At 36.8% G+C, this 14,020-nt stretch carries 18 protein-coding genes; 7 read left to right on the plus strand and 11 right to left on the minus strand.

Annotated elements, in window-relative coordinates; translation table 11 throughout:
* Nucleotides 1-47 precede the first annotated feature (47 nt).
* The 5 genes from DX873_RS15500 to DX873_RS15520 all read left to right on the plus strand — a co-directional run bounded on the left by DX873_RS15500 (nt 48) and on the right by DX873_RS15520 (nt 3,685).
* Nucleotides 48-404 (plus strand): DUF3703 domain-containing protein, encoded by a 357-nt coding sequence (locus DX873_RS15500; protein WP_116185483.1) that lies wholly within the window; start codon nt 48-50, stop codon nt 402-404.
* Nucleotides 401-2,353, plus strand: a complete 1,953-nt coding sequence (locus tag DX873_RS15505) for a heavy metal translocating P-type ATPase (RefSeq protein WP_116185402.1) — start codon at nt 401-403, stop codon at nt 2,351-2,353. Before DX873_RS15500 ends, DX873_RS15505 begins: the two co-directional genes overlap by 4 nt.
* Nucleotides 2,354-2,497: 144 nt before the next feature.
* The gene (locus tag DX873_RS15510; RefSeq protein ID WP_116185403.1) at nt 2,498-2,869 is read left to right on the plus strand and encodes an ArsR/SmtB family transcription factor; all 372 of its coding nucleotides are present in this window, start codon (nt 2,498-2,500) and stop codon (nt 2,867-2,869) included.
* 1 nt (nt 2,870) lies between these two features.
* The gene (gene merTP / locus DX873_RS15515; protein WP_181899528.1) at nt 2,871-3,473 is read left to right on the plus strand and encodes a mercuric transport protein MerTP; all 603 of its coding nucleotides are present in this window, start codon (nt 2,871-2,873) and stop codon (nt 3,471-3,473) included.
* On the plus strand, nt 3,473-3,685 hold the full coding sequence (locus DX873_RS15520) for a GDCCVxC domain-containing (seleno)protein (RefSeq protein ID WP_116185404.1): 213 nt from the start codon (nt 3,473-3,475) through the stop codon (nt 3,683-3,685). The genes merTP and DX873_RS15520 overlap by 1 nt, the downstream gene beginning before the upstream one ends.
* Before the next feature lie 58 nt (nt 3,686-3,743).
* Here DX873_RS15520 and DX873_RS15525 read toward each other — a convergent pair whose 3' ends face one another.
* From DX873_RS15525 to DX873_RS15560, 8 genes are read right to left on the minus strand one after another with little or no spacing between them, the layout of a single operon-like run.
* Nucleotides 3,744-4,541: a DUF4138 domain-containing protein gene (locus DX873_RS15525; RefSeq protein ID WP_181899530.1), complete on the minus strand. Its 798-nt coding sequence runs from the start codon at nt 4,539-4,541 to the stop codon at nt 3,744-3,746.
* Nucleotides 4,542-4,552: 11 nt separating this feature from the next.
* On the minus strand, nt 4,553-5,494 hold the full coding sequence (gene traM, locus DX873_RS15530; RefSeq protein WP_116185406.1) for a conjugative transposon protein TraM: 942 nt from the start codon (nt 5,492-5,494) through the stop codon (nt 4,553-4,555).
* Entirely contained in the window at nt 5,484-6,101 is a 618-nt protein-coding gene (locus DX873_RS15535) for a conjugal transfer protein TraK (protein WP_116185407.1), read from the minus strand. Before DX873_RS15535 ends, traM begins: the two co-directional genes overlap by 11 nt.
* A 29-nt stretch (nt 6,102-6,130) precedes the next feature.
* On the minus strand, nt 6,131-6,973 hold the full coding sequence (locus tag DX873_RS15540; protein ID WP_116185408.1) for a hypothetical protein: 843 nt from the start codon (nt 6,971-6,973) through the stop codon (nt 6,131-6,133).
* A 3-nt stretch (nt 6,974-6,976) separates the two neighbouring features.
* Nucleotides 6,977-7,537, minus strand: coding sequence for a TrbJ/VirB5 family protein (locus DX873_RS15545; protein WP_470299675.1), 561 nt, complete (start codon nt 7,535-7,537; stop codon nt 6,977-6,979).
* 14 nt (nt 7,538-7,551) lie between these two features.
* The gene (locus DX873_RS15550; protein WP_116185410.1) at nt 7,552-9,966 is read right to left on the minus strand and encodes a TraG family conjugative transposon ATPase; all 2,415 of its coding nucleotides are present in this window, start codon (nt 9,964-9,966) and stop codon (nt 7,552-7,554) included.
* On the minus strand, nt 9,953-10,237 hold the full coding sequence (locus DX873_RS15555; protein WP_116185411.1) for a hypothetical protein: 285 nt from the start codon (nt 10,235-10,237) through the stop codon (nt 9,953-9,955). The genes DX873_RS15550 and DX873_RS15555 overlap by 14 nt, the downstream gene beginning before the upstream one ends.
* 30 nt (nt 10,238-10,267) lie before the next feature.
* Nucleotides 10,268-10,555 (minus strand): hypothetical protein, encoded by a 288-nt coding sequence (locus tag DX873_RS15560; RefSeq protein ID WP_010519653.1) that lies wholly within the window; start codon nt 10,553-10,555, stop codon nt 10,268-10,270.
* Nucleotides 10,556-10,758: 203 nt separating this feature from the next.
* Between DX873_RS15560 and DX873_RS15565 the strand changes: the two genes are divergently transcribed.
* Both DX873_RS15565 and DX873_RS15570 read left to right on the plus strand, forming a co-directional pair.
* A complete protein-coding gene (locus DX873_RS15565) occupies nt 10,759-11,388 on the plus strand; it encodes an N-acetylmuramoyl-L-alanine amidase family protein (RefSeq protein WP_010519652.1) in 630 nt (209 codons plus the stop codon).
* 154 nt (nt 11,389-11,542) lie between these two features.
* On the plus strand, nt 11,543-11,980 hold the full coding sequence (locus DX873_RS15570) for a hypothetical protein (protein ID WP_010519651.1): 438 nt from the start codon (nt 11,543-11,545) through the stop codon (nt 11,978-11,980).
* Between the two features lie 5 nt (nt 11,981-11,985).
* On the opposite strand, the gene DX873_RS15575 is transcribed toward DX873_RS15570, so the two are convergent.
* The 3 genes from DX873_RS15575 to DX873_RS15585 are packed head-to-tail and all read right to left on the minus strand — an operon-like array spanning nt 11,986 to nt 13,906.
* A complete protein-coding gene (locus DX873_RS15575) occupies nt 11,986-12,504 on the minus strand; it encodes an ORF6N domain-containing protein (protein ID WP_010519650.1) in 519 nt (172 codons plus the stop codon).
* A 2-nt stretch (nt 12,505-12,506) separates the two neighbouring features.
* The gene (locus DX873_RS15580; protein WP_010519649.1) at nt 12,507-13,622 is read right to left on the minus strand and encodes a hypothetical protein; all 1,116 of its coding nucleotides are present in this window, start codon (nt 13,620-13,622) and stop codon (nt 12,507-12,509) included.
* Nucleotides 13,619-13,906 (minus strand): helix-turn-helix domain-containing protein, encoded by a 288-nt coding sequence (locus DX873_RS15585; RefSeq protein ID WP_010519648.1) that lies wholly within the window; start codon nt 13,904-13,906, stop codon nt 13,619-13,621. The genes DX873_RS15580 and DX873_RS15585 overlap by 4 nt, the downstream gene beginning before the upstream one ends.
* Nucleotides 13,907-14,020 lie beyond the last annotated feature (114 nt).

Consider the following 14,020-nt stretch of genomic DNA (forward strand, 5'->3'; position numbering starts at 1 on the left):
TTCCGTTGCACGAACGATTAAGCTACTTTTATCCAAAATAGATGGATATGAAGTTTAATGTAAAAATACCGAGACATCTAAAAGAAGCTTATAATTCGGAGTTAAAATATTATAGACATTACCTTTTAAAAAAGGAATATGATAATGCTTGGAATCATTTGGAACGGAGTCATATTTTAGGTCAGTCTTACCCGATAGAACATACCTATTCCCATTGGCTAATGCTAAAATTTGGATTTAGACAAAAAGATACCAAAGAAGTTATTGGGCAAATACTAAGGCTAGTTGTCGGAGGTTGGAAATCGTTTATTAATCACGTACCGCTTGGTAATACCGGTGGCGCAAACGTGCCTCCATTAAAACGTATGCCTATTCCAGAGGATATTAAAGGATTGATTAGATGAAAAAAAAGAAAGTAAACTTAAAAGACTTAAAACCAAATTCTGAGGAACATACTCGCGATGATGGTCACAATCACGACCACGGAGATGGAAGTGCATTTAAAACATACATTCCTGCACTGATAAGCTTTGTAATGCTAATTACTGGAATAGCATTAGACTACTTTGATGTTGCCTTTTTTAAGGATTGGATTCGCATTATTTGGTACAGTATTGCCTATTTACCTGTAGGTTTTCCCGTAATAAAAGAAGGTTGGAAAAGTATTGTACGAGGAGATTTCTTTACTGAATTTCTGTTAATGTCCATCGCCACAATTGGGGCATTTGTTATTAAGGAATATCCTGAAGGTGTTGCTGTTATGTTGTTTTATGCTGTTGGTGAATTATTCCAAAATGCAGCAGTCAACAGAGCAAAGGGAAATATAAAAGCATTGTTGGATGTTCGTCCAAAAGAAGCTACTGTTTTCCGTGATGGTAATTACATAAGCGTATCACCAGAAGATGTATTGATTGGAGAAAAAATTCAAGTCCGAGTAGGTGAAAAAATTCCTTTGGATGGTATTTTATTATCTGAAAAAGCATCATTAAATACTGCTGCTTTGACAGGCGAGAGTAAACCCGATTCTATATTGAAAGAATCCAAAGTTTACGCAGGAAGTATCAATTTAGAAAGTGTCATTGAAGTAGAAGTTACCAATTCCTTTGAAAATAGTTCTATTGCAAGAATATTGGACTTGGTTCAAAATGCAACAGCGCGTAAATCAAAAACAGAACTTTTCATCAGGCAGTTCGCACGTATCTATACACCAATTGTTGTGTTTTTGGCTATTGGCGTTACATTCCTACCATACTTTTTTGTGGAAGATTATGTCCTTAGGGATTGGTTGTACAGAGCCTTAATTTTTCTGGTTATTTCTTGCCCTTGTGCGTTGGTGATTTCTATTCCTTTGGGTTATTTCGGTGGATTGGGGGCAGCTTCAAAAAATGGAATTTTGTTTAAAGGGGCTTCATTTTTAGATGCAATGACCAAAATAAATACATTGGTAATGGATAAAACAGGAACCGTGACTAAAGGTGTTTTTAAAATCAAAAACATAAAAGCTATTGGTTGGGAAGAATCCGAGTTTATGAAATACCTAATGGCTATGGAAGAGCAATCCACACATCCCATTGCAAAAGCCATAATGGAGTATAAAGAAAATGGAGAAGATTTTGAAGCACAAGACGTTTCTGAAATCGCAGGCAAAGGATTAAAAGGCATTGTCAATGGCAAAACGGTTTTAGTAGGAAATAAAGCCTTAATGACTGCCAATAATATTGATGTTCCAACTGAAACGGAATCTATTGTAGAATCGATAGTTTTAGTGGCAATCGATAATCAATTTGCTGGTTATGTCGTGATAGCAGATGAATTAAAGGAGGATGCAAAAGAAACAATTATAGATTTACACAAAGTAGGCATTAAAAATATTATGATGCTTTCTGGTGACAAAGATTCTATTACCCAACAAGTCGCCAAGGAGTTAAATATTGAAAATGCTAAAGGTGGTTTACTACCAGAAGATAAATTAAACGAGGTAGAAACTTTAAAACAAAATTCTGAAAACAAAGTAGCCTTTATTGGTGATGGTATTAATGATGCACCAGTTTTAGCAGCAAGTAACGTTGGTATTGCGATGGGTGGCCTAGGTAGTGATGTCGCAATAGAAACAGCAGACGTTATCATACAAACCGACCAACCTTCAAAAGTAGTTAGAGCCATTAAAATAAGTCGTTCCACACGTAAAATTGTTTGGCAGAATATCATATTAGCATTTGGCGTTAAAGTTATCGTTTTGATTTTAGGAGCAGGCGGTCTGGCCACAATGTGGGAAGCTGTTTTTGCTGATGTTGGCGTAGCCCTATTGGCTATCTTGAATGCTATACGGTTACAAAGAATGAATTGGTCATAGCCTGTAAACCAAGCTGTTTTTTATCAGTAGGCATTCCTTTCTTTATTTTCAAATCTTCAGAGTCAAACTTATTTTAACTCAAGTTTTTATTTAAGTATTTGCTTAAATAATTACATATCTATATTTTTGACCAAAATAAGTTATATGAAACTTGAAACTAGCTGTATCAGGGCAGAGGCCGACCACACCCAAATACTTCGTTGTAAAGAAGATTTGAATATGGTATCAACTTCCATTGAAGGCATAAGTAAAATTATGGCACTGGCTGGTAATGAAGTCCGTTTTAAAATATTGTTTTTGTTGAAGAGGGAAACCGAATTGTGCCCTTGTGACTTTGCTGATATTTTAGAAATGAGTGTTCCTGCTATTTCCCAACATTTACGCAAGATGAAGGATGTAAATGTAATTACTACCCGTAGAGATGGTCAAACCATCTTTTATCGTATTTCGAAGAAAAATGAAGATTTTTTAACTGCTATTTTAAGTAATGTAACATCTGAAAGAAAAATTGCATAGGATGAAAAAAACAATGACCTCTAATCGAACTGCTTATGCCGGATTGTTTTCAGCTATCGCAGCATCTCTATGTTGTATTACTCCTGTGTTGGCCTTGATTTCGGGAACTACAGGAATTGCCTCTACTTTTTCTTGGGTAGAACCCTATAGGCCTATTTTGATAGGTTTGACCGTTTTGATTCTTGGTTTTGCTTGGTATCAAAAATTAAAACCACGTACACAGGATATTGATTGCGACTGTGAAGATGACAAACCTAAATTTATACAATCCAAAAAATTTCTTTTTTTGGTGACTATTTTTGCAGGTATAATGTTGGCATTTCCATATTTCTCGCATATGTTTTACCCCAACTCAAATGCTGAAAAGCAAGTCGTTTATGTATCTGAAAGTAACGTAAGTGAAGTGAACTATTCCATACAGGGAATGACGTGTGCAGGTTGCGAAGCCCATATTGAAAACGAGGTAAATAAACTAGAAGGCATTTTGGAGGTAGATGCAAATTATGAAACATCCAAAGCTTTTGTGAAGTTTGATAAAAGTAGAGTAACTGCTAATGAGATAGTAGGCGCTATTGGAAAAACAGGATATAAAATCATAGAGTGATGGAAGCTATTTTAGAATCTACAATTAGGTGTCCAAACTGTGGACATAGGAAAGAAGAAGAAATGCCAACAACAGCTTGCCAGTTCTTTTATGATTGTGAAAATTGTAAAGAAGTATTACGCCCTAAAGAGGGAGATTGCTGTGTATTCTGTTCGTATGGCACGGTGGCTTGCCCACCTATTCAACAAAACAAAGATTGCTGCAATAATTAGGAAACATATAAGAGCGTATAAAAAAGCCCTGATAATGGAATCAGGGCTTTTTTTATTATCACCAAATTAAATTCACAGCTCTTGTCGTGTTTAATTCCTGTAACCTTACCTCCATCTTTTCACTGTCACCAATAGTAAATTTCGGAACAACATAAACCAACTTCGCTTTTGTATTGGGTAATATTTGATAGGGTTTGTTGTGAACATAAATAGGGTTTAAGGGAATTTCCTGATAGGATGCATTCCGCTTTTTATTTCTATTTACCTTAAAAACATTGAGATAATCAAAATCGAATCGTACACCGGATTTATTTTCAATCTCAAACTGTAGATAAACATTATCTCCGTGATATTTGAAGTTTTTAAGGCTCAACTTTATATCACTCATTTTCGTCTTGATATTCTTTTCTTCAGGAAGTTTTAATAATGATTCACAAGATCTGCGCAGTAGTCCCAGCGAATCTTTAACTGAAAAGCTCTGTTTTGTAATTGTCCGCTCAGTTTGAACTTGCTTGACGTTTCCAATGCTTTCATTCTTTGTTATAAAACGATTGGGGTTCTCCAGATGTTCCGAATATTTCAAAATATAGGAATACACTGTGCCATCTGCGGTAATTACCAATAAGTTACTAAGGTCTCCTTTTACCGCTTTTAATAAACCCAGATTCTGTTCTTTTTCTCTATCGTAGGTAAAAACAAAATTGTCCGATCCTGTGATGCCCTGTTTAATATCCGTAGGGAAAAACAACGCCATTGTCATTGTTGAATTAGCATATAGAGTATCTAACTGAATTTTATTTTTTGCATGAGCTGATAGCATAAGCCCTAGACTCATCATGACTATTAACTTTTTCATAGTATTCATTTTTATTGTTCTGTCTCGACCTTTAAGGTCAGCACATAATTATTGTTTACCGTTACTTTTACCTGACGGTTAGAACGTTGAAATATTCTCTTTACCCCCCTAACCTGTGGAATGCCAGGTACATTAACTTCGTTTATAACATCTCCAAGTACTTGTTGTCTCAGTTCTTCCCGAAAACTATTCTTGATATAGATTCCTTCTAAATTATCTCTGTAGTCATAGGCTTTAAAAGCTAGTGGGATGTTTCTAATGTTCTCTATTTTCAATAAAACTCGATTCGGCTGAAAGCTGACAATACCAAAAAGAAGGGTGTTTCTTGGAATGAAATACCCCTTGATGGTAACATCGTTTTGGGTACGCATTTCCAAACGGTCATTTGCTTTTATAACTTCTTTGGAATCGACAACTACATTTACGCTGGGTATTGATTCCGCAGCCGAATTCGGTAAAGGGTTGGAAGCAAAAAACAATTGTTGTTCCAAAGCCATTTCTTTTGCTAAGATTGCTGTAGACTTGCTCTTGTCATCTTCAGGCTCTTCTACTTTTTTACCTATAATACCCTTTATGGCATTATCTACATTGGAGGTGCGTTTTCTAAATGCACCGGTGCTATAATCAATTTGACTATTGGAGTAGATACTATCGACAAGACGCATTTTCTTCTTTTCTATAAAATCAGGGTCATAGACTCCCGTTGAATCCAAATACTTCTCATCATAGATACTTGGTGCGTTGGTTTCCCTAATTTCCTTTAAATCGTCCACAGCATCAAGCCTAGATGTATAATCATCTTTTACCGTTTCTAATGTGGGTACTAAGGGTTGTAGCAGTTCATCTTGTTCGTCTTTATCACCGCCAAAAGTCAATATGGAATAGGCAACAATGAAAATTACCACCGCTCCAATGACTACGGCAAAAGTGATTTTCTTCTTATCAATTTTCATAGTCTATTTTTTTTAAAGTGTTCTCAAAGTAATCCGTAATCAAAAGCCCGTGCGTGTTCTTCGGGAAGTTTCGTTTTTCCAGATGTAAAATTTTACCCGTAGTCACCAATTCATAAGTGTCGATTATCGACCCCCTATTGACTTGAAAAACTGTAGTTGTTCTAAAGGGATAGGGTTCTGCTTTAAGGTCTATTTCAGAATCGATACTGATTACCTTTTGAACTAAGGAGTATTGCATCAATCTGTTATACACACCATCGGCTTTTTTCTGTCTGTATACGTTATCCACTGTACTATTTCCAAGCCATAAGGCTTTTTCAATATTCATTTCAAAATTAGTAGCATCTATATCGTAGAAATAGGTATGAAATAGACGCAAATGTTCTAAGGTTTCTACCTTTAAATTCTCTTTTTGCTGTACCCATTGCAGGGGTATCACTTCGCCATTCTTACCGATGGCAAAAGAACCATCCAATGACTTGTGGTACATCTTAAAGGAAATGATACTTGAAGCAATCGTGGACAGCATCGCCATTGTAACAACGGTCAGAACTATAAACCGGTTCGTTTTCAGGACCTCGTATATGTTTTTATATGGTGTTTTCATTTTTCATTACTTTTTTAATTAAAAGAGCCTTAGGCACTAAATAGTTTGAAGGTGAATGAGGTTGCCCGTTTGTACAATTTGAATTTCAAAAAGACGATAAAGCCTATGGTGCCCAACTCGATAATGGGTGCAAAAAATGAACTTCCAAAATCAAAGCCGAAAAGGTTTACCCAAAAATTGGTAGTGAACTCTGTGTAGAGTGCATTCACGAATACATTCACCAGAAAAAAGGCAGGAACCAACATATAAACAGCCGCGTATAATTTGAAAAAAGTATAAGCCATTGACCGAAACTTTTCAAACACGGCAAGGCTTATGACCAAGGGAAAAAAGGCTTGCATTATCCCCAGCAAAAAGAATCGTTCCGCCAAGAACAGGGGGTAAATAAAGAGGTCTAACAACCAAAGAAAAACACTCAATATAAATGCTAATATCTTTAATCCATATAGTGGTGTGGTCAATGCCTCATATAATAAAGCCAACCCCTTGCTAGCGGCTTCCAGTCCACTTACATCATCCTCAATTTCCACATCTTGTAATTGTAGTGGCAAAAGTGATGGTGCGGTATTTCTGTACTGTCCTTCAATGGCCACCAGGATACTATCAAATACCTCAAGTACCTGACTTGAAAAAATGACCAGAATCACTATGATGAAATTCTTTATCAGTTCGGTTGGGGTAAGCCCCCACGTATATCCATCCCTATTGGCGACTCCTTCATTGTACTTTTTTAAGACGTTGATTAGGAAGAATAGGATGGCAAGGGCTTTCATACCTACAATGGTATACTGTAGAAAATCACTGTCTTTAATTGTTTGAAAAACAGTGTCTACATATTCCAATCCTCCGATTAATGGGATAGCCAACTGCATAGCCTAATAATTTGTTGCCCTGCTATTAATTCTGTCTTGCATTTCCCGAAAGGAAATGATGTCATTGTATCGCTTGGTCTTACGCTCTATTTCAGCGACCATTTCTTTGGAGCTTGTTTCCCGGTCCTTTAATACAGCAGCCCTTTCTGCATCGGTCATTTTTAAATAGTCACTGGATAGGATTTGTTGTACAAAATCCAAATCCTCCAAAGAGTTTTCGATAATATTTTCAAAGGATTGCGATACTCTTGTAATTTCTTCGGGTTTGATATATGGGGAATTCAAAATATTCCTCACGTCACCCCTTACCACTTCAAAAAGACGTTGGTTGTTTCGGGCAAGTTCCCGAACCGCTTTTAACTGTTTTACAACATTGCTGACCTTCTCGATACGGTCTTTTTGCTGCTTCATAAACTCCACCGTTTTTATCAGGTTTTCTGTTTGTTTGGCGGCTTCAATAATTTGTTTTCCCAGAGTGATAAAATTGGTGTTATCATACACGGGCATTCCCTGGCACGCAGTACGTGCGGGCAACAATAATAATCCGAGTGCCAAAAGGCACATAAAAATGAATCTTCTCATAACTCTTTTGATTTTAATTGAACAAATTGTTTAATGGCCATCTCCATGCAGCCACTTTCTTTATAAAAGGCCATTATGGCCTCGTTATCGGCGCCATCAGTGAGATAAGCAGCGAAAACTTCTTGGGGTACTTCCAGTCTGAAAATGTTGCTTTCCTTTCCGATTTTGATAAAAATCTCTGTGTACTTACGTTTCCCTGATAAGTTATTTTTGATGGATTTTAATTGATTCAGGTCGTGACTGGACAGGCTAAGCCTATTTTTTAATTCTTTATAGCCCTTTTCATTGTTAAGGCTGTAAATGACCTGTGTATTTTCCAGAATACTTGCCGAAGTGGAATTGTCTGGCAATTGATTAATGGACTGTAGTATGATGCCGATTGCTCCCTCTTGTTTTCGGATAGCTTGGTAATAGAATTCCACCGATTCCAGCACGTTATCGAATTTTAATTGTTTGGCGAACTCATCAAAAAGGATAATACCCTTTTCTTCTTTATTTTGCCAAATGGTTCGTTGTATTGCTGTTTTGATCAGTTTGAGCATTACGGAAAGAATTTCTTTATTGTCCTTTACCTCATCCAGTTCAAATACAATCAATCGCTTGTCCTCAATCTTATAGGATTGGTCTTCACTTGTTTCAAATAAAAAACTATACAATCCATCACGTACATACTCAGATAGGATATGCAAGAACCCTTCAATATTGAAGTAATCAGAATGAATATGCAGTTGGGTCAATAGATTTTCCCGTTGCGATTCGATATAGGTATAAAAACTATCGAGGGAATGCCCCTCTGCATTTTTTTTATAATAAGCGTGTAATATTTTCTTGAGGGCTACGGACTGTTCCTTTTTTGGCTTGGTGCCTTCCCCAATCAGTTCAAATAGGAATACAGATAGATCCTCTAACCGCTCTGGGGTGACATCGTCACCTTTTGTTATAAAGAAGGGATTGATACCAAGGCTCTTGCCGCTTTCATAGCGCAGTACAGTATATTGTTCGGGATACAGACTGGCAAACTTGGTGTAGGAACCTCCCAAGTCAATAATGACAAGGCGCACACCCATTTCAAAATACTGCCGTAATATGTTGTTTGCCAAAAAGGATTTCCCCTCTCCCGTAGGCGCAAAAATGGCAAAGTTCCTCGCTTTGATACGTTTCTTTTTCTCGTCCCAAACATCCTTTAACACGGGGATGTTATGTTCCCTATCATTGAATATAATTCCTTGCCTATCCGTCCTGTAGCTGGTGTTGTTTATGAAAAGGCAAAGCGCATGTTTCAAATCGGTCACGTACAAATCCTCATTTGAAAAATTGGAAGAAAAACAGGGATGGCTATTTAGAATATAATTTTTACGTTCCTCACCCCTTGGATAGTATGGAGTAATATCCAGTTCCTTAAATTCCGATTTTATTTGTGAGCCTATGCTTTCCAGCTGTTGGGCTTCCCGGTCCCAATAGACAATATTCAAATGTCCTCTTATGATTCTTGCGCTATCATCATTGTTGATTTGGTCAACGATATGCTCAATTTTTTTAAGAATGACTTTGTTCTGCGTACCAAAATTCGAACTCTTTTTAAGTTCCTCAATCTTCTTTTCTAAGAGTTTTCGCCATTTCTGTTTATCATCTAAATAAAGGATTTGATTAACGATATGATTTTCATTCAGGGAAAGTCCCAAACCATCGATATACCCTTGATGAAATACAAAATCATCCGAAGTAAAACGTTCGTTGATTTTACTTGTTTGTACGTTTTCGCCAAAACAGGATTCACTATTGATGGCCAATACGTCAAAATGATTATTGCCTATGGTAATTTTGGATTTCTCCAAAAGCATATCGGTATCAAAATTGAGATTGAAACCGTTAAAAAAGGTTTGTGAAAAATTGAGTATTTCGGATTCCTTTAAAGGTAGAAATTGAACTTTGCGGCTATTGTTGATATAGGAAATGGAATCATTTACCGAACCAATGAAACTGTGAACGTTCTGATTTAATTCTTGGTAAATCCCTTTACTTATTTTCCGAAATGGGTTTACATATTTGGGGTTGTTAAATGTTTTGTTTCCTGCCAATGTGAGGAATAGATAGCAACGATGTTCTATGTATTCCCTTCCTTTGAAATGGTCGTGTGTTGCTTTTCCAAGAAAAGTATTATTGGGTAGGTATTCCGAGCTAAACCCTTTCTTAAGGTAAACATCTTGCTTATGAATAACGGAACCAACGGGCAAAGACTTTAGTGCTTGAAACCAAATACTGTGTAAGTCCTCGAAATCCTTTTCCGATAAAGAATAGATCTCAGGGAGTTCTCCACGATAACAGGCAATGATATTGCCATTGTTGGCAAATATTAAATTATCCCGTATTTCTATGATGGGGTTATATGATGCTGTATTAATAATCGACATAGTATTGTATGTTTTCTTTCTTGTTGCTTATGATTTTAGGAAATACCTTAACGATGTTTATGGTTATTGCTTTACGGGCAATTTTGGTCAGAACGATATAGAATGTACCGTTTAGTAAGAATGCTCCGATGATGACCCAAAGGCTGGATGAAAAAATGATTATCAGCAGGGATCCCAGTATTAAGAGCATCATCATTGCAAAGAGGGATATGGGAAGCCCCCATATCATTGCCCCTTTGCGAATGTTTTTATAAACTTCATACCTTTTCATTGTATAGTTTTTTAATGTCGATTATCGACCTTAGACTACTATTCCAATGAGATAGGTAAAGATGCCCACTACCGCCCCTGCTATGAGTACAAAAACCAAAACACGGGTAATTCCCTTTTTGAGGTCTGCATTTTCGCCGAAGAAATGACCTGCATTAAATAAGAATCCGATGAGGAAAATGACCCCCAATAGTAGAGGGAAAATAGACCTAATGGTATCGGAAACATCATTTACCGAATCTTCAATACCTCCGATTTGTGCAAATGTGGGTAGGCTCATTAGGAGCATGGCCCACAAAGGATAAACTGTTTTTTTCATAACGCTTACGTTTTTATGGTTCTCCAATGCGCTTAGGGAACCTGTTTGAAATAACTTTTTACGAAATCTATAAGGGAATGCATGGAAAGGGAGAAAAACTGAAAATATTAACGGTAATCAGCGTTAAATTTTGAAGGATAGTTATGCATTGGTTGAAATCTTTAAAAATTGTGCAATGGATAGTTACCTAAATGCAAGTAAATATGAAACCAGTAAAACTGTTGATAACGCTACTTTTTTTGATGCCTTTACATATGCCCGTAGCACAACATAAAAAGGTAATCATAATTGATGCCGGACATGGTGGAATGGATTCTGGAGCTATAGGAACCAATCATATAAAAGAGAAAGATATCACACTGGCCATTGCAAAAGCAATGCTAGAGTTTAATAGGAAAGTCCTCAATAATGAATATGATTTGTATTTGACAAGATACACGGACACACTTATTTCACTGCGGCATCGGACTAAACTGGTAAAGGCAATTCAACCCGACCTTTTTATATCGTTGCATTGCAATCATGCTAAAAATGAAAGGGCTACGGGCGTTGAAATTTACCTGCATAGCAAAACAAGCATAACGACCAAAAATCAAGTGGAATCAATGCGCTTGGGCCAATCCATAGTAGAAACGCTTACTCAAAAATTGGGATATAGAAGTAGGGGACTTAAAAGAGCAAACTTTCAAGTACTACGCGAATCGATAGCGGTATGCCCAGCAATTTTGGTGGAGTTGGGTTTCCTGTCAAATCATGATGAGGCAGCCTATTTGGAAATGGAAAACAATAGTATGGCCCTAGCACTGGCTGTGCTCATGTCAATTAAAATGTAGGATGATGAAAGCGTTATTTGTGAGCCTGTATAAAGTACTAAAAGAAATTGTTATTGCAGTCGGTAAAGAATTGTTGGTATTCGTAAAACAACTTTAAATAAGGCTAAAAAAAGAAGTTTCGTCAAAAGAATTAGTAATATAAAAACGATAGATTATGAAATTTAGAATTGAATCAAAACCAAGTCCATTGAGACAATTGGATAATTTTAGACAACTAAAAGTTGCCCTAAAGCCAATTAAGGCCGATGAAGGCGGTAAATTTTTAGATGTACTACTAACGCATTGTGCCATGCTCAGAAGTGCAATTAGTAAAGACTTTAGTTTGGCTGACCAAGAGCACGTAGCTATAAGTTGTGATGTTTATTTCAACATACCTCTGGTATCATCGGCGAGTGTTGGTGGCGAAACGATTTCCAGACTTCAGAAATATGGTAAGAATGGAATACGGACTATTTTTGAAAACAAAAAAGAATTGGGAGAATACTTACAGGGATTGGATCGTATACCTAGTATTATATTGCCGAACAAATTGGAATTGATGCAGAAGATCGGTGATGCAAAGAGTAAATTTGTTTACGAGTTAGTTGGTTAATTCTCTTATTCCTTCTTATATCCGATAGGTTTTCTTTTGCTTTGTGCAAGTTGCTTTTTATCTTTTTGCAGCAAGTAATTAATGGCCTCAAAAATGTCGGTAAATTGTTGGTTGTATTTAGTTTCCAGCTCCTGTAACTTTTGGGTTAACTCCGTATGTGATAAAGCATATTTTCTAAGAAAAACAAAGGCACGAACAATCTGTATATTGACTTCTATGGCCTTGGGGGTTCGCAACACACTGGCCAACATTGCAATGCCCTGTTCGGTAAATGCAAAAGGATTGTATTTACTGTGTTTTCCTCTACCTGTATTTTCTAAGGTCGCAAATTGCGTCCTTAAAGAGTTGTATTCTTCGTTTGTCAATTCAAACATAAAATCTGATGGAAAACGGTCTTTATTGCGCCGTACAGCTTCTTTAAGGCGTTTAGTTTCGGTTTCATAAAGTAAAGCCAGATCAAAATCTAAGAGTACTCTTTGTCCACGTATTTCATAAATCCTGTTTTGTATTGTCTGTAACTCCATTTTTAACGGATTTTTAGTTCCGACCATACCATGGGATGTTCACTGGCACTATGCAGTTCATTTTTGATGCTTTTTAGGATATTCCATTGAGGCCTTTTTTTAAACCAAATCCCTTTTCTTATCAATCCACTGGCCTTTACCGTTCTATACAATTTGCTGGAAAGCATCAAATAGTCGCTTTGCTTCAAGTTAACGCCCATTTTATAGGCTCCCAAACGATAATATTTTGAGTCTTTTCCCTTGTCCAAATCCACTTCAAAAGTGTGATGTTTTGAAATATCCTTTAAATCGGTTCCTAGGGTTAACGGCGCAAGAAGTTTGCTGTAGGACGGGACATTTAGTGTGCCTACAACAGCGATCAATTCATTGGGACCATCTTTATCCTTATATACTTCTGCTATCTTTTTGGATTGAACTTCAATTTTGCTTTTAGCATCCTTATGGTGTTCTAAGTTATCCAAAAAGCACGTTGACAGTATGCTTACGATTTTACCATTGGGGGTACTGATTTTATATTCCTGTAGGTCCATATCAAAAATGGGATTGCCATTTTCATCAAAATCATTGACATGGGATTTCATTGCAAGTACTTCATAACCGGATTTGGTCAACAACCCGATACCTCTACCGTACAGGTCATTGGTCTCCAAATACAGGATATGGGTATAGGTGTCAGATAAAAAACTCTTGTTAAATTCCAGTAGCGATGACCTGTCCTCGACCTCCAATAAGATCAGTATATCTGGTGAAACTTCCTCAACGACCTTCGCTTTGTTTACTATGGCCACTTCATTTATCGGGGTTGAGTTTAATCTGACCCACCCGTTCCAATTGGTTAAAGGGCTTGCTTTATTGGCTTCTGAGGCTGCATCCTTTTTTAGGAATAGTTGTCCGGCTTTATGTACCATGGTGAGGTAAGGACCGTTCTGGGCATCTTCAAAACCCAAAAGTTTTGATAGTGTTCTGAGTCTATTGAATTCCTTATTGGTGCGCATCCCCATGACCATAAGCCGTTCAAATTCTTCAATCCAAAGTTCCCGATTTTCTTCACGGTATTTTTTTATTAGCGCTCTGTCCCTATGGAAGATATTCTGGATGTTATAGGTTGCAATGATCATAGCTGTTTCTTTAGAAAGAAATTCTTGTTGTTTTTAAGAATCTCATCGATTTCTTCTTCATCGTAGTAAATAATACCTCCCAATTTTGAGAAAGGGATGGTTTCATTAATGCGAAAGTTTTGCAATGTTCCAGGGCTGATGCCCAATTTCTTCATTACGATATTTGATTTTATCCATTTGTCAATGGTGACCCTTTCATAGTTTGTCAAGAGTTCCTTAATATCTGAGATAAGTTCTTCCTTAAACTCCTGCAGGTCATCTGCGGTAATAATATTTGCTGGCATATCCTTAGTTTTAATATTATACAGCAAATATGAGTCGATGATGAAAAATAAATTCACAAGGTTTCCCTAGGTAAGGGGAAATTTTAACAACCTCTTTAAGAGGGAATAACACCT

Origin of the sequence: Flagellimonas nanhaiensis (genome assembly GCF_003382275.1) — a bacterium.
In the GTDB taxonomy this organism is placed as follows: domain Bacteria; phylum Bacteroidota; class Bacteroidia; order Flavobacteriales; family Flavobacteriaceae; genus Flagellimonas; species Flagellimonas nanhaiensis.